Here is a 12340-nt window from a genome sequence, read left to right as displayed (position 1 = left end):
CACCCGTTTCGCTCCCCAATCCGGCGATCTGTACATAGCGGGCTCGGCCCGGCAGGCACAAGAGCCCGGCCGCCCGCCCAGCACGGGTACCCAGCCGGGGACGATCTCACCCCACTCACGCACCGGACCGCGCGTGAGCAGCGCGAGCCCCTCGGACACCAGGCTGAGCAGCAGGATGTCCGCGGCCTCGCCGGCCTGTCCCGGGCGGGGGCCTCAGGCCGTGATCTCCCGGGCCGTTCTGGCGAACGCCGCCACCGCCCCCGTGGCGTGGCCGAGGCGCCACACCAGGCCGTAGCCGGTCGGTTCCGGGTCCGCGAAGGGGACGTAGGCGACACCCGGGCGGGCGTAGTAGGTGGCCGTGTGGGCCGGGGCGAGGAGTGCGCCCCGGCCGGCCGCGACCAGGATCAGGCCCTCCTGCAGATTGAGCACGCCTGGGCCCCGCTCGATCGGGCGGCCGCTCGGGGTGCGGGCGGGGACGTGGTGCTCCAGCCAGTAGTCGGGGACCTCGCCCGCGAGGGTGAGGAGCGGGACGTCCGCGAGGTCCTCCCGGGTCACCGTCTCCCGCGCGGCCAGCGGATGGGCGGCGGGCAGGGCGAGGACGCGGTCCTCGGCGAGCAGCTGCGGGCCGCCGTCGAGGTCGTCCTCCCGGACGGGGAACTCGGTGAGCTGCACGTCGAACTCGCCCCTGCGCAGCTGACCGTACGGATCGGCGAGGGGGACCTCGCAGACCTCCACGGCGAGGCCGGGGTGGCTGACGCGCAGCGCTTCCGTCGCCTTCATGACGATCTCGCCGGTCAGCGGGTTGGAGAAGCCGACGTGCAGCACCGCCTCGATGCCGCGCGCGGTGGCGGCGGCCCGGTCCAGGGCGTCCTCGATGGCGCGGTGGTGCGGCGCGAGGTCGACGCGCAGCTGCCGGCCGAGCCCGGTGAGGGCGACGCGGCGGCTGGTGCGGACGAACAGCGGAGCGCCCACCCGGCGTTCGAGCCGCTGCACGAGCTGGGTCACGCGCGCCCTGGACAGCCGCATCCGCTCGGCGGTGCGGCCGAAGTGCAGCTCCTCGGCGAGGAGGAGGAAGCACTCCAGTTCGTCGCGCTCGATCGGCATCGGGCCCCCAGGTCGTCGGATCGTTCAGCGTGCTTGAACGAACGTTGCGATCTTCGGCGTTGTTCCGCTCCGCCGCCCCACCGAAGGTGGTTGAGAAGGCAACAACAGCGATCGATCGCAGGAGAGTTGAGCCGCCATGAGCGCCCATGCCCCCGGCCCCGCCGAAGGACCGCCCCCCTCCTGGACCCCCCGTCAGTGGGGTGTCCTCCTCGTCCTGTGCGGGGCGATCTTCCTGGAGGGCATCGACATCGCCATGCTCAACGTCGCCCTGCCCGCCATCCGCGCCGACCTCGGCCTGTCCACCGGTTCCCTCCAGTGGGTGATGAGTGCCTACGTCCTCGGCTACGGCGGCTTCATGCTGCTCGGTGGGCGCGCCGCCGACCTCTTCGGGCGGCGCCGGATGTTCGTGTCCTGGCTCGCCGTCTTCCTCGCCTTCTCCGGGCTCGGCGGGCTCGCCACCGAGGGGTGGACGCTGATCGCGGCCCGGTTCGTCACCGGGATCGCGGCGGCCTTCATGACGCCCGCCGGCCTCTCGATCATCACCACCGGCTTCGCGCAGGGGGCGCAGCGCAACAAGGCCCTGCTCTTCTACTCCGGCACCGCGGCCGGCGGCTTCTCGGTCGGGCTCGTCGCGGGCGGGCTGCTGGCCTCGGTCGGCTGGCGCTGGGTGTTCTTCGCGCCGGTCGTGCTCTGCGCCCTGATCCTGCCGGCCGCCCTCGCCCTGGTGCCGCGGACTGCGCGTCCGGAGCGGGTGGCGGGCGGGGGTTTCGACCTGCTGGGCGGGCTCACCGTCACCGGCGCCATCGTGCTGCTCGTGCTCGGCGTGGAGCGCGCCCCGCACGCCTCGGCCGGCGGGACCGCGGCCACGGTCGGCGCCGGGCTCGCCCTGCTCGCCGCTTTCGTCGCGGTCGAGCGCCGCGCGGCGGCCCCGCTGGTGCGCCTCGGCATCCTGCGCGGCGGCGACCTCGTGCGCGCCAACCTCGCCGGGCTGCTCTTCGCCGGGGGCTTCTTCGGCTTCCAGTTCCTGGTCGTGCTCTACCTCCAGGAACTGCGCGGCTGGTCGACGCTACGGACCAGCCTCGCGATGCTCGTCATGGGCACCGACGCGATCCTCTCCCCCCTGCTCACGCCCAGACTGGTGGCCCGCTTCGGCAACGCCCGGGTGATCTTCGGCGGGCTGCTCCTGGCCGCGCTCGCGTACGCCCTGTTCCTGCCGGTCGGCGCCGACTGGACGTACGCGATGATGCTCCCGAGCCTGATCGTCGTCGGCCTCGCGTTCTCGCTGGCCTACGGGCCGCTCACCATCGCCGCCACCGAGGGGGTCGCCGAGGAGGAGCAGGGGCTCGCCGGGGCGCTGCTCTACACGTCCTTCCAGTTCGGCGCGGCGCTCGGCCTCTCGGCGGCCACGGCCGTGAACGTCGCCGCCACGGCGTCCGGTGCGCCCGCCGACCTGCTGGACGGCTACCGCGCGGCCCTGTGGGTGCCCCTGGCCGCCGCCCTGCTGGCCGCGCTGGTCAGCGCTTTCGGGCTGCGCGCCCGGCGAAGCGCGCTGCCCGGGCCGGTGGCGGCACCTAGTCTGCGGGCATGAGCGGCAGCGAGAACACGGGTACGGGGTGGCGGGCCGACGGCGCCGGGGTCCTGCGGCTGCCCTCCGGACGGCTCGTCCGGGGGCGGGGGCTCCGGCGCCCCCTTCCCGAAGGGGACGCGCCCGACTTCGGCGTCTACCTCCTCGGCAAGCGGCCGCCCGACGTCCCCTGGGAGGCCCGGTGGCTGCGCTGGCCCGACTTCCGGCTGCCGAGCGACCGCGGCCGGGCGCGGGAGCTGCTGGGCGAGGTGTGGGAGCGGGCGGCCGGGGAGCGCGTGGAGGTGGCGTGCGGGGGCGGGCGCGGGCGCACCGGGACCGCCCTCGCCTGTGTGGCCGTGCTGGACGGGGTGCCCGCCCGGGAGGCCGTGGCCTTCGTACGCGCGCACTACGACCGGCACGCGGTGGAGACGCCCTGGCAGCGGCGGTACGTGGCGCGGTTCGGCGGTTGAGGGCCTTGCTCGGCTCACCCGGCCGCCGGGGACCCCACACCCCTCGGGCCGCCGGCCGAGGTGATGACCGACGTCAGGCGGTGCACGTCCCGGGCCGTGCCCGTCACGCCGGACAGGAAGCCCTGGGCGCGCGGCGAGGCGTTCTCCGTGAGCCAGGCCGGGTCGATGTCGCAGACCGCCACCTTCACCCCGGTGCCCGCGAGGGCCAGCGGCAGGGTGTGGACGACCGTGGAGGGGAAGCTGAGGATCGTCGGGCCTATGGGGCCGCGGCGGGCGATCAGCTCCAGCGGCAGATCGGGGCGCACCACTTGGAGGCCCGTCTCCACCGCGAGCCGGTGGAGCTTCTCGGAGCTCTCCCGGCGGTGGGCGAAATAGCGCCGGGCGCCGTGGGCCAGGGCCAGGGCGCGGACCGCCTCCACGTAGCGGTCGGGGTCCACCACGCCCGTCTCGACGAGGGAGGTGCCGACCAGGTCGGCGCCGCCCGTGATGCGGGGCGGGCCGAAGCGTTCCTTCGTCCAGGCGAAGGCGTTGACGGTGATCTCCACGCCGGGCGGCGCCTGGTCGATCGGCATGGCGGAGAAGACCTCCACCGTGCGAGCCCCGCCGGGCGTGAGGCGGCGCCGGGCCGAGGCGGAGACCGGGGCGAAGACGAGGTCGCGGGGGCCGGGGCGGCCGCCCTTGCGGTGCCAGCGCACCAGGCGCTCGCCGCGGGCCAGCTGGGAGACGAACTCCATCGTCGCCGTGCCGTCGTCCACCACCACCAGGGAGCGGGCGCGGGTGATCGTCAGGAGGAGTTGTACGTAGCGGGAGAACGGGTCGCCTATGACGATCCGGTCCGCCTTGCGCAGCACGCCCGCGAGGCCGCCTATCGTGTGGAAGGGGGCGCTCGTGCCGCCGCGCGCCTCCTCCCAGCGCACTTCCACGCCCTCGTCGCGGACGAGCTGCGCCATGCGGCGCAACTGGCCCCGCGTCATGGGGTCGTTGGGCGACAGGACGACGACGGTGAGGCCCCCGGCCGGGCCGGTCGCGGCCGCGGCGTGCGCCCACTCCAGGACGTTCAGCAGCTGAACAGGGCTCTCCACGAAGGCGAGCGTGGAGGGGGCGGTGGTGTCGGCCGTGCGGCCGGCGCGGGGGCTCATCGTCGTCTGTCCGTCTCCCGGTGCTCGGTGGGCGCTCAGACCGCGACCGGCTCGGCGTCCGCCGACTCGGACTCGGCGACGACGCCCGTGACGCGGCGCAGCTTCTTCATCGGGCCGAGCTCCGACTCGTAGACCTTCTTGACGCCGTCGCCGAGGGAGGCCTCGATGGTGCGGATGTCGCGGACCAGCCGGCTCAGGCCCTGCGGCTCGACGGAGGCGGCCTGGTCGGAGCCCCACATGGCGCGGTCGAGGGTGATGTGGCGCTCGACGAAGGTGGCGCCGAGGGCGACCGCCGCGAGGGTGGTCTGCAGGCCCGTCTCGTGGCCGGAGTAGCCGATCGGGACGTTCGGGTACTCCTGCTGGAGGGTGTTGATGACGCGCAGGTTCAGCTCCTCGGCCTTCGCCGGGTAGGTGGACGTGGCGTGGCAGAGCAGGATGTTGTCCGAGCCGAGGACCTCGACGGCGTGGCGGATCTGCTTCGGCGTCGACATGCCGGTGGACAGGATGACGGTGCGGCCGGTGGCGCGCAGGGCGCGCAGCAGCTCGTCGTCGGTCAGCGAGGCGGAGGCGACCTTGTGGGCGGGCAGGTCGAACTTCTCCAGGAAGGCGACGGCCTCGGTGTCCCACGGGGAGGCGAACCAGTCGATGCCGCGCTTGGCGCAGTGCTCGCTGATGGCCCGGTACTCGGACTCGCCGAACTCCACGCGGTGGCGGTAGTCGATGTACGTCATGCGGCCCCAGGGGGTGTCGCGCTCGATGTCCCACTGGTCGCGCGGGGTGCAGATCTCGGGGGTGCGCTTTTGGAACTTCACCGCGTCGCAGCCGGCGTCGGCGGCCACGTCGATGAGCGCGAGGGCGTTCTCCAGGTCACCGTTGTGGTTGATGCCGATCTCGCCGGTGATGTAGACCGGCTGGCCGGGGCCGGCCGTCTTGGAGCCGAAGCGACGCAGACGGGAGGTGGCGTCGATCGAGGTGGTGGTGCTCATGGTGAGGCGTTCCTTACTTGTCGGGGGAGTCGAGAGAGGGGCCGAGGATCCAGCTGGCGATCTCTCGGATCGCGCCGTCACCGCCGGGCAGGGAGGTGACCGCGCGGGCCGCGCCGCGTACGACGTCATGGGCGCTCGCGACCGCCACGGGCCAGCCCACGAGGGCGAAGCACGGCAGGTCGTTGACGTCGTTGCCGACGTAGAGCACGCGCTCGGGCGCGATGCCCTGTTCCTCGCACCACTGCTTCAGCGCGAGGTCTTTGCGGTCGATGCCGTGCAGGACCGGGAGCCGGAGCTTCCTGGCGCGCGCGGCGACGACCGGGTTCTGTTCCGTGGACAGGATCAGCATGTGCAGGCCGCTCTTGCGCAGCGCCGCGATGCCGAGGCCGTCGCCGCGGTGCACGGAGACGAATTCCCGTCCCTCGGAGTCGACCAGCACCCTGTCGTCGGTCTGGGTGCCGTCGAAGTCGAGGACCACCGCGTCGATGTCGGCGGCGGTGGGGAGCGCGCCCTCGGGGCGTTCCGCGTCGAAGAGCGGGGCCAGGGCGCGGGCACGGGCGAGGTCGTGCGGGTCGTCGACCTCCAGGACGCGGGCCGGGTCGGTGCGGACCGGCTCGGTGTGCCCGAAGAAGCGGTGCTTGTGGGTGCGGAAGCCCGCCGCGTCCATCGCGTAGGCGGCGCCGGTCTCCAGGAGGTCCTGGGGGCGGTCCTGGCGGCGCGGCCGGAAGGACTTGTCGTGGTTGACGCCGTAACCGCCGCGCGTACGGGTGGAGTTGGCGAGGGTCGCCGTGCCGCCCACGGAGTCGGTGCGCCGCGCGGGGACGTCGGCGGGGCCGTCCGCGTCGTCGGCCGCGTCCCGCCAGATGAAGCCGTGGAAGGGGGCGACCGTGACGGCGGTGTCGGCGCCCTTGTCCAGGACGGCGCCAGCCACCCCGTCGACGTCCTCGCGGGTGAGGAAGGGGCTGGTGCACTGCACGAGCAGGACGACGTCGACCCGGGCGCCGTGCAGGGCCTCGTGGGCGTCCATGGCGTGCAGGACGGCGGCCTCGCTGGTCGCGGTGTCCCCGGCGATCGCGGCGGGGCGCAGCACCACCTCGGCGCCGACGGCGCGGGCGGCCTCGCCGATCACGTGGTCGTCGGTGGAGACCACCACGTCCGTGACGTGCCGCGCGGCCAGGCACTCGCGGACGGCGCGCACCACCAGCGGCACGCCGCCGACGGGGGCGAGGTTCTTGGCGGGCACCCCCTTGGAGCCGCCGCGGGCGGGGATGACGGCGAGGACGCGGCGGACCGGCGGCTCCGCTGGGCCGGGGTGGGACATGGGGACTCCTGGGAGTGGGAGGTCGTGGGAGTTCACAGCTCGCCCATCCGCCGGATGACGGGGGCCACGCGCTGTACTCCGTGGCGGTAGGCGCCGCGGGCCGCGCGGCGCACGATCTGCCGTACGGGGCCCGGGTCCTTGTCGGCGGCGGGGGCGCCCGGCAGCGGGGAGCCGTCGGGGCCGAGGTGGTGGCGGGCGAGGATGCCGGGCAGATAGCCGCGGGCGGTGGTGAGGCTGTAGTACGGCTTCAGGGGCGCGATGCGGCCGGCGGCGGCGTCGGCGAGGAGGTCGGCGACCTTGCGCCGCGCCTCGTCGAAGGCCCGTTCGTAGGCGCCGTCGGCGGCGACGCCCTGCCGGGCCAGCCAGCGCTCGTCGGGCACGGGCAGGTGGCCCGCGTCCAGCTGGTCCCAGGAGGCGAGGCACCCGGAGCCGGTGAAGTGGTGGTTGCCGAGCGCCTCGCGCACCCCGAGGTCGGTGAGGACCGCGGTGGGAACGCGCCGGTGCAGGGATTCCAGGGCGGCGGTGGAGCTGACGGTGACCAGCAGGTCGGTGCGGTCGAGGACCTCGCCCATGTGCCCGTAGACGAGGCGGCAGTTGCCGGGCAGGCCGCCCTCCAGCCGCTGGACCAGCTTCTGGTAGGGCAGTTCCTCGATGTGGGTGGTGTGCTCGCCGGGCCTGCTGCGCAGTTTGAGCAGGACTTCGCGCTCGGGGTGCAGGCGGGCGTGTTCGGCGAGCCGGCGCAGCAGGTAGACGCGGTGTGCGGCGCTCTCCGGGACGGAGGGCTGGGCGGCGAAGACGACCGTGTACGGGTCGTGCGCGGTGTAGGGCGCGCCGCCGAGGAAGGGCAGGGCGGCCTCCGTGACCGACGAGGCGTCGGCGCCCACTCCTTCGTACACGGCGCGGAAACGTTCCGCGTCCTGACGGGAGTTGGCGAGGACGACGTCGGCGCCGTGCCGCAGCAGGAGGCCGTCGGCGAGCTTCTCGTAGACGACGCCGACGTAGCCGGTGACGACGACGGGGCGCTTGGCGGGCCGCCCGGTGAGGCGGGCGTCCTCGGTGAGGCGGGCGAGTCCGTGCAGCATCGCCTGGACCGCCCCGCCCACCAGGGCGAGCACGATCACATCGGGCGTGTCCCGCTCCATCTCGCGCAGGAACTCGACGGCGGTGACCTCGCGCAGGCTGTCCGCGCGCACCCCCACCTCGTCGAGCTGCCGGGGCGTCGGGGTGGCCCGGCCTCGGAGCAGGAACCCGCTGAGGCGGTGGCCGTCGGACCCGGACCGGCTGTCCGACGCGATGCGGTGCGCGGTGAGGGCGCCCCACTTCCATCGTGTGTCGGAGTCGGCGAGCACGGCCACCCGCGGCGGGTTCTGGTTACTTGCTGGCACGTCCCAGACGCTAGGAAGCGATTTCGATTCGCGGCCCAACTCAGGTGCAACAAACGGTTAACAGCGTGCCGACGAATGGCGAAGCGGCTCCGGAAACGCCTCTTCGGCGGCCGGGTTAACCATTCCGCCACGCGTCGTTCACCTCGCATCTCCCTGCGGGTCGAGACGAATCACGGGCCGACACCTAACGTCACCCTCGTGGTTAAGCTCTCCGTCATCGTGCCGTTCTACAACGTGCAGCAATACGCGCCCGACACCTTGAGGAGTCTGCGCGCGAACGCGCGTGACGACTTCGAATTCATTCTCGTCGACGACTGTTCGCGCGACGAGACACCGGACATCCTGGAGCGTGCGGCGCGCGAGCTTCCCGGCGCCGTCCACCTCCGACACGAGAAGAACGGCGGGCTCGCGACCGCCCGCAACACCGGCCTCGACGCGGCGCGCGGCGAGTACCTCACGTTCCTGGACGGCGACGACTGGCTCGCCCCCGGGTACTACGAGCAACTCCTGGCGTCCATCGAGGACTTGGGCTGCGACTTCGTACGCACCGACCATGTGCAGTGCACCGCCCGGGCCCGTACGGTGCACCGGGTCCCGCACGGCAGGCGCGGCGAAGTGATGAGCCCGCGGGAGGTGATCCTGCCCGCCGACCGCTCGACGTCCGTCGACTACGCGTACGCCTGGGCGGGCATTTACCACCGCCGGCTCGCCGACGCGGGCCTGCTGCACTTCACCGACGGGCTGCGCACCGCCGAGGACCGGCCCTGGATCTGGCGGCTGCACCGCGAGGCCGAATCCTTCGCCGCAGTCGGCCTGCTCGGGGTGTTCTACCGGCGTGGGGTCGCCTCCTCGCTGACCCAGATCGGCGATGTGCGCCAGCTCGATTTCATCAAGGCATTCGACCAGGTGGTACGGGAAACCGCGGCGGACAGGGACGCCGAAAAACTCCTGCCGAAGGCCGTGCGCACCTATTGCGCGATCATCTCCCATCATCTGGGATCCATCGAAAGGTTCGAGCCGGCCGTGGCACGCAAATTGAAGTCGATGAGTGCGGCCGCGCTGAAGCGGATGCCGCAGGGCGTCCTTGACGACGCGCTGGACTCCATGGACCTCCAGCGGGCGACCCGGCTGCGCAGGCTGCGCCGCCGCCCCGTCTCGGCGGAGGTGGCCGCGTGATGACGACCTCACCCGCCGGCCGGCGCACCACGCAGATCTTCCTGGCCTCCACGCTGTACGGCGTCGCGACGCTCGCCGCCGCCCTGGACGCCGACCTCTTCGGCCCCGCCGACCGCCGCGTCCTGCTCGTCAGCAACAACGCGGCGACCCCGGAGACCACGCCCTCGCTCGACGGGATGCCGGGCTTCGAGCGGCTGCGCGGCCGCTTCGACGACGTACGGTCCTGGAACGAGGCCATCGCCCCCTTCCACCCCGGCGGCTGGTCCCCGCGCGGCGACGACGTCGTCCTGTGGGAGCGGTACGTGCGGCTGCTCTGGGACCTCGGTGACGACCAGGTGGAGCTGGCCGTCGAGTCGATCCAGGTCCATCCCGCGCTCGCGCTCACCCAGATCTTCACCGGCGCCCCCGTGGACGTCTACGCCGACGGCCTGATGAGTTACGGCCCCACCCGCAACAAGCTCGACCCCCTGGTGGGCACCCGCGTGCGGCGGCTGCTCCACCTGGACCTGGTACCGGGGCTCACCCCGCTGCTGCTCACCGAGTTCGGCGTCCGGCCCGAGATCGTGCCGACGGACACCTTCGTCAAGGTGCTCGCGGAACTCGCCGCGGACGGCGACGAGTCGGCAGGCGCCGCGCCGTCCGGTCCCGAGGCGCCCGCCCTCGTCCTCGGCCAGTACCTGTCGGCGCTGTCCATCCTCACCGCCGAGGAAGAGGAGGAGCTGCACATCCGCATGGTGCGCGGCGCCGCCGAACTCGGCCACACCCGCGTGGTGTTCAAGCCGCACCCCACCGCGCCCGCCCGCTGGTCGCGCGCCCTGGAGAAGGAGGCACAGGCGATCGGCGTCGAGCTGACGGTGCTCGACTCCCCCGTGCTCGCCGAGGTCCTCTACCAGCGGATGCGGCCCGCGCTGGTGATCGGCTGCTTCTCCACGGCCCTGCTCACGGCCTCCGCGCTCTACGGCCTGCCCGTCGCCCGCACCGGCACCGATCTGCTGCTGGAGCGCCTCGCGCCCTACCAGAACAGCAACCGCGTCCCCGTCACGATCGTCGACGCGCTGCTGCCCGAGCTGGGCGACCGCGCGGCGGTCGAGGAGCGGCGTCCGGGCCTTGGCACCGGCGAGCTGACCGACCTGCTCAAGGCGGTCGGCTTCGCCATGCAGCCGCAGATCTACCCGGCGCTGCGCCCCGCCGCCGAGCGCTATCTGACCCAGCACCTCGGCGCCGGCACCTGGCGCTACTTCAAGCGGCGCCGCCTGACCGCGCTCGCCCTGCCGGGGGCGCTGCCCTCCCAGCTCGCGTTCATCCCGCGCAACGCGGCGGTGCGGCGCGTGGCCCGCCGGGCCCGTTCGGTGCAGCGCTCCATCAAGCGGACCGCGCTCGGATGACGGCCCCCACCCCCACGCTCCCGGAGCTCTCCCCGGGGGCGGGCGCCGCCCCGCGCGCGGCCACCATCGTGCCCGCGCGCGCGAGACCCCGGCTGCGCGCCCTGGACGGGCTGCGGCTGATCGCCGCGCTCATGGTCGCCGCCTACCACTACGGCGGCCGGGACGGAGAGATATCCAAGGCCTGGGGCAGCTCGCCCAGGCTGCAGTTCCCTACCGCCCACGAGTGGTTCGCCTACGGCTGCCTCGGCGTCCAGATCTTCTTCGTGATCAGCGGTTTCGTCATCTGCATGAGCGGCTGGGGCAGGCCCCTGCGCTCCTTCTTCGCCTCCCGGGCGTCCCGGCTGCTGCCCTCCTACTGGGCGGCGATCGTCCTGGTGACGGCGGTCTTCGCGCTGCCGGCCGTGGCCTGGGACGCGGTCTCCCCCAGCGACACGCTGGTCAACCTCACCATGCTCCAGCAGCCGCTGGGCGCCGACCGGGTGCTCGGCGTGTGCTGGACGCTCTGGGCCGAGCTGCGCTTCTACGCCCTGTTCGCGCTCTGCGTCGTGCTGCCGGGGGCGACCCGCGCCCGGGTGGTGCTGTTCTGCGCGGTGTGGACCCTGGCGGCGGCGATCGCGGCGGGGGCCGACCAGCCGCTCCTCGACATGGTCCTGATGCCGCAGTACGCGCCCTTCTTCGTCGGCGGCATCGGCATGTACCTCCTCCACCGCGACCGCGCCGACCTCACCGCGTGGGGCATCGTGGGCGTGAGCTGGCTGATCGGCCAGCACTTCGCGGTCGCCGGGCTGTGGCACGCGCCGGACCCGGCCTTCTTCTCCCAGCGCTCCTCAGCTGTGATCATCGCGGTCGTCACGGCCGGCTTCGCCGCGGTGCTCCTCATCGCGCTCGGCCACCTGGACCGGGTGAACTGGCGCTGGCTGACGGTCGCGGGCGCCCTGACGTACCCCTTCTACCTCGTGCACGAGCATCTGGGCTGGGTGGCGGTGGAGGCACTGCACCAGGGCCTCGGGCTGCCGTCGCACGCGACCTTCGGGCTGACGATCGCCGGGATGCTGGCCCTCGCGTGGCTCCTGAACCGGTACGTGGAGGAGCGGCTGACGCCGCTGATCCGCACCGGCCTCTCCCGGAACCTCACGCCCCCGAGGTGACGAGCGTCGCCGCGACGCCCGCCACGACCGCGGCGAGCCCCGCCTCGAAGCCGCGGTCGTGGTCGGCGAACATCTCCTCGCCCGCCGCCGCGGCCAGCGGGTACGCGGCCAGGCGCGCGGCGCGCGCCGCGAGGTCGTAGCCGCCCTCGCCGCCGCCGGGGGCGGGGGCCGTGGACTGCTCCTCGATGACGTATCCGATGGTGTAGCTGTACACGGTGAACCAGGCGCGGGCGGCCGCGCCCGGCGTGAAGCCCGCCGCGACGAGCGTGCGCAGGAAGGCCTCCAGGGGGGCCGCGTACGACAGGTCCGTGTAGCGGGTGCCGCTGAACACCTTGGCACCGTCGCGGTGGCGCAGCAGGTGGCCGCGGAGTCCGCGCATCGCGCCGGTGAGGGCCTCGCGCCAGTCGCCGGCGGGCGCGGCCAGGAAGTCGTCGGCCATGCGCCGCATCATCTCCGTCGCCATCTCGTCGAGCAGCGCCTGCTTGTCCTTGAAGTGCCAGTACAGGGCGGGCGCCTGCACGTCCAGGCGCCGGGCGATGGCGCGCAGGGTCAGCCCTTCCAGGCCGGTCTCGTTCAGCAGGTCGAGCGCGGTGCGCGCCACGCGGGTGCGGTCCAGCTTCGTCGTAGCCACCTTGACAATTTAACACCGTTAAGCGCAGGCT

11 protein-coding genes are annotated in these 12340 nt (G+C 73.4%); 5 read left to right on the top strand and 6 right to left on the bottom strand.

Annotated elements, in window-relative coordinates; translation table 11 throughout:
- Positions 1–213: 213 nt before the first annotated feature.
- Positions 214–1104 (bottom strand): LysR family transcriptional regulator, encoded by an 891-nt coding sequence (locus tag ACZ516_RS30910; protein WP_469012878.1) that lies wholly within the window; start codon positions 1102–1104, stop codon positions 214–216.
- 136 nt (positions 1105–1240) lie between these two features.
- On the opposite strand from ACZ516_RS30910, the gene ACZ516_RS30905 reads away from it, so the two are divergent.
- Positions 1241–2692 (top strand): MFS transporter, encoded by a 1452-nt coding sequence (locus ACZ516_RS30905; protein ID WP_469012876.1) that lies wholly within the window; start codon positions 1241–1243, stop codon positions 2690–2692.
- The gene (locus ACZ516_RS30900) at positions 2689–3138 is read left to right on the top strand and encodes a protein-tyrosine phosphatase family protein (protein WP_469012873.1); all 450 of its coding nucleotides are present in this window, start codon (positions 2689–2691) and stop codon (positions 3136–3138) included. The genes ACZ516_RS30905 and ACZ516_RS30900 overlap by 4 nt, the downstream gene beginning before the upstream one ends.
- 14 nt (positions 3139–3152) lie before the next feature.
- On the opposite strand, the gene ACZ516_RS30895 is transcribed toward ACZ516_RS30900, so the two are convergent.
- Genes ACZ516_RS30895 through ACZ516_RS30880 form a run of 4 tightly spaced genes read right to left on the bottom strand, consistent with a single transcriptional unit; the run spans position 3153 to position 7969 of the window.
- On the bottom strand, positions 3153–4277 hold the full coding sequence (locus tag ACZ516_RS30895; RefSeq protein WP_469012870.1) for a hypothetical protein: 1125 nt from the start codon (positions 4275–4277) through the stop codon (positions 3153–3155).
- Between the two features lie 35 nt (positions 4278–4312).
- Positions 4313–5263, bottom strand: a complete 951-nt coding sequence (locus tag ACZ516_RS30890) for an N-acetylneuraminate synthase family protein (protein ID WP_361077619.1) — start codon at positions 5261–5263, stop codon at positions 4313–4315.
- A gap of 13 nt (positions 5264–5276) precedes the next feature.
- The gene (locus tag ACZ516_RS30885) at positions 5277–6584 is read right to left on the bottom strand and encodes a cytidylyltransferase domain-containing protein (protein ID WP_469012867.1); all 1308 of its coding nucleotides are present in this window, start codon (positions 6582–6584) and stop codon (positions 5277–5279) included.
- Positions 6585–6616: 32 nt separating this feature from the next.
- On the bottom strand, positions 6617–7969 hold the full coding sequence (locus ACZ516_RS30880) for a DUF6716 putative glycosyltransferase (protein ID WP_469012865.1): 1353 nt from the start codon (positions 7967–7969) through the stop codon (positions 6617–6619).
- A gap of 198 nt (positions 7970–8167) precedes the next feature.
- Between ACZ516_RS30880 and ACZ516_RS30875 the strand changes: the two genes are divergently transcribed.
- The 3 genes from ACZ516_RS30875 to ACZ516_RS30865 are packed head-to-tail and all read left to right on the top strand — an operon-like array spanning position 8168 to position 11678.
- The gene (locus ACZ516_RS30875; RefSeq protein WP_361077627.1) at positions 8168–9145 is read left to right on the top strand and encodes a glycosyltransferase family 2 protein; all 978 of its coding nucleotides are present in this window, start codon (positions 8168–8170) and stop codon (positions 9143–9145) included.
- A complete protein-coding gene (locus ACZ516_RS30870; protein WP_361077630.1) occupies positions 9145–10530 on the top strand; it encodes a polysialyltransferase family glycosyltransferase in 1386 nt (461 codons plus the stop codon). Before ACZ516_RS30875 ends, ACZ516_RS30870 begins: the two co-directional genes overlap by 1 nt.
- Positions 10527–11678, top strand: a complete 1152-nt coding sequence (locus ACZ516_RS30865; RefSeq protein WP_469012862.1) for an acyltransferase family protein — start codon at positions 10527–10529, stop codon at positions 11676–11678. Before ACZ516_RS30870 ends, ACZ516_RS30865 begins: the two co-directional genes overlap by 4 nt.
- On the opposite strand, the gene ACZ516_RS30860 is transcribed toward ACZ516_RS30865, so the two are convergent.
- Entirely contained in the window at positions 11662–12318 is a 657-nt protein-coding gene (locus tag ACZ516_RS30860) for a TetR/AcrR family transcriptional regulator C-terminal domain-containing protein (protein WP_469013042.1), read from the bottom strand. The two genes, ACZ516_RS30865 and ACZ516_RS30860, sit on opposite strands and share 17 nt — an antisense overlap.
- Positions 12319–12340 lie beyond the last annotated feature (22 nt).

The sequence above is a fragment of the Streptomyces sp. NPDC034037 genome (genome assembly GCF_055575715.1).
The sequence above is the reverse complement of the archived record's forward strand: the minus strand, read 5'-3'. Positions and strand labels throughout refer to the sequence as shown.

Excerpts from the sequence above, each read along its gene's own strand:
- ACZ516_RS30910 (WP_469012878.1), bottom strand. The coding sequence starts at position 1,104 with ATGCCGATCGAGCGCGACGAACTGGAGTGCTTCCTCCTCCTCGCCGAG.
- ACZ516_RS30905 (WP_469012876.1), top strand. The coding sequence starts at position 1,241 with ATGAGCGCCCATGCCCCCGGCCCCGCCGAAGGACCGCCCCCCTCCTGG.
- ACZ516_RS30900 (WP_469012873.1), top strand. The coding sequence starts at position 2,689 with ATGAGCGGCAGCGAGAACACGGGTACGGGGTGGCGGGCCGACGGCGCC.
- ACZ516_RS30895 (WP_469012870.1), bottom strand. The coding sequence starts at position 4,277 with ATGAGCCCCCGCGCCGGCCGCACGGCCGACACCACCGCCCCCTCCACG.
- ACZ516_RS30890 (WP_361077619.1), bottom strand. The coding sequence starts at position 5,263 with ATGAGCACCACCACCTCGATCGACGCCACCTCCCGTCTGCGTCGCTTC.
- ACZ516_RS30885 (WP_469012867.1), bottom strand. The coding sequence starts at position 6,584 with ATGTCCCACCCCGGCCCAGCGGAGCCGCCGGTCCGCCGCGTCCTCGCC.
- ACZ516_RS30870 (WP_361077630.1), top strand. The coding sequence starts at position 9,145 with ATGACGACCTCACCCGCCGGCCGGCGCACCACGCAGATCTTCCTGGCC.
- ACZ516_RS30865 (WP_469012862.1), top strand. The coding sequence starts at position 10,527 with ATGACGGCCCCCACCCCCACGCTCCCGGAGCTCTCCCCGGGGGCGGGC.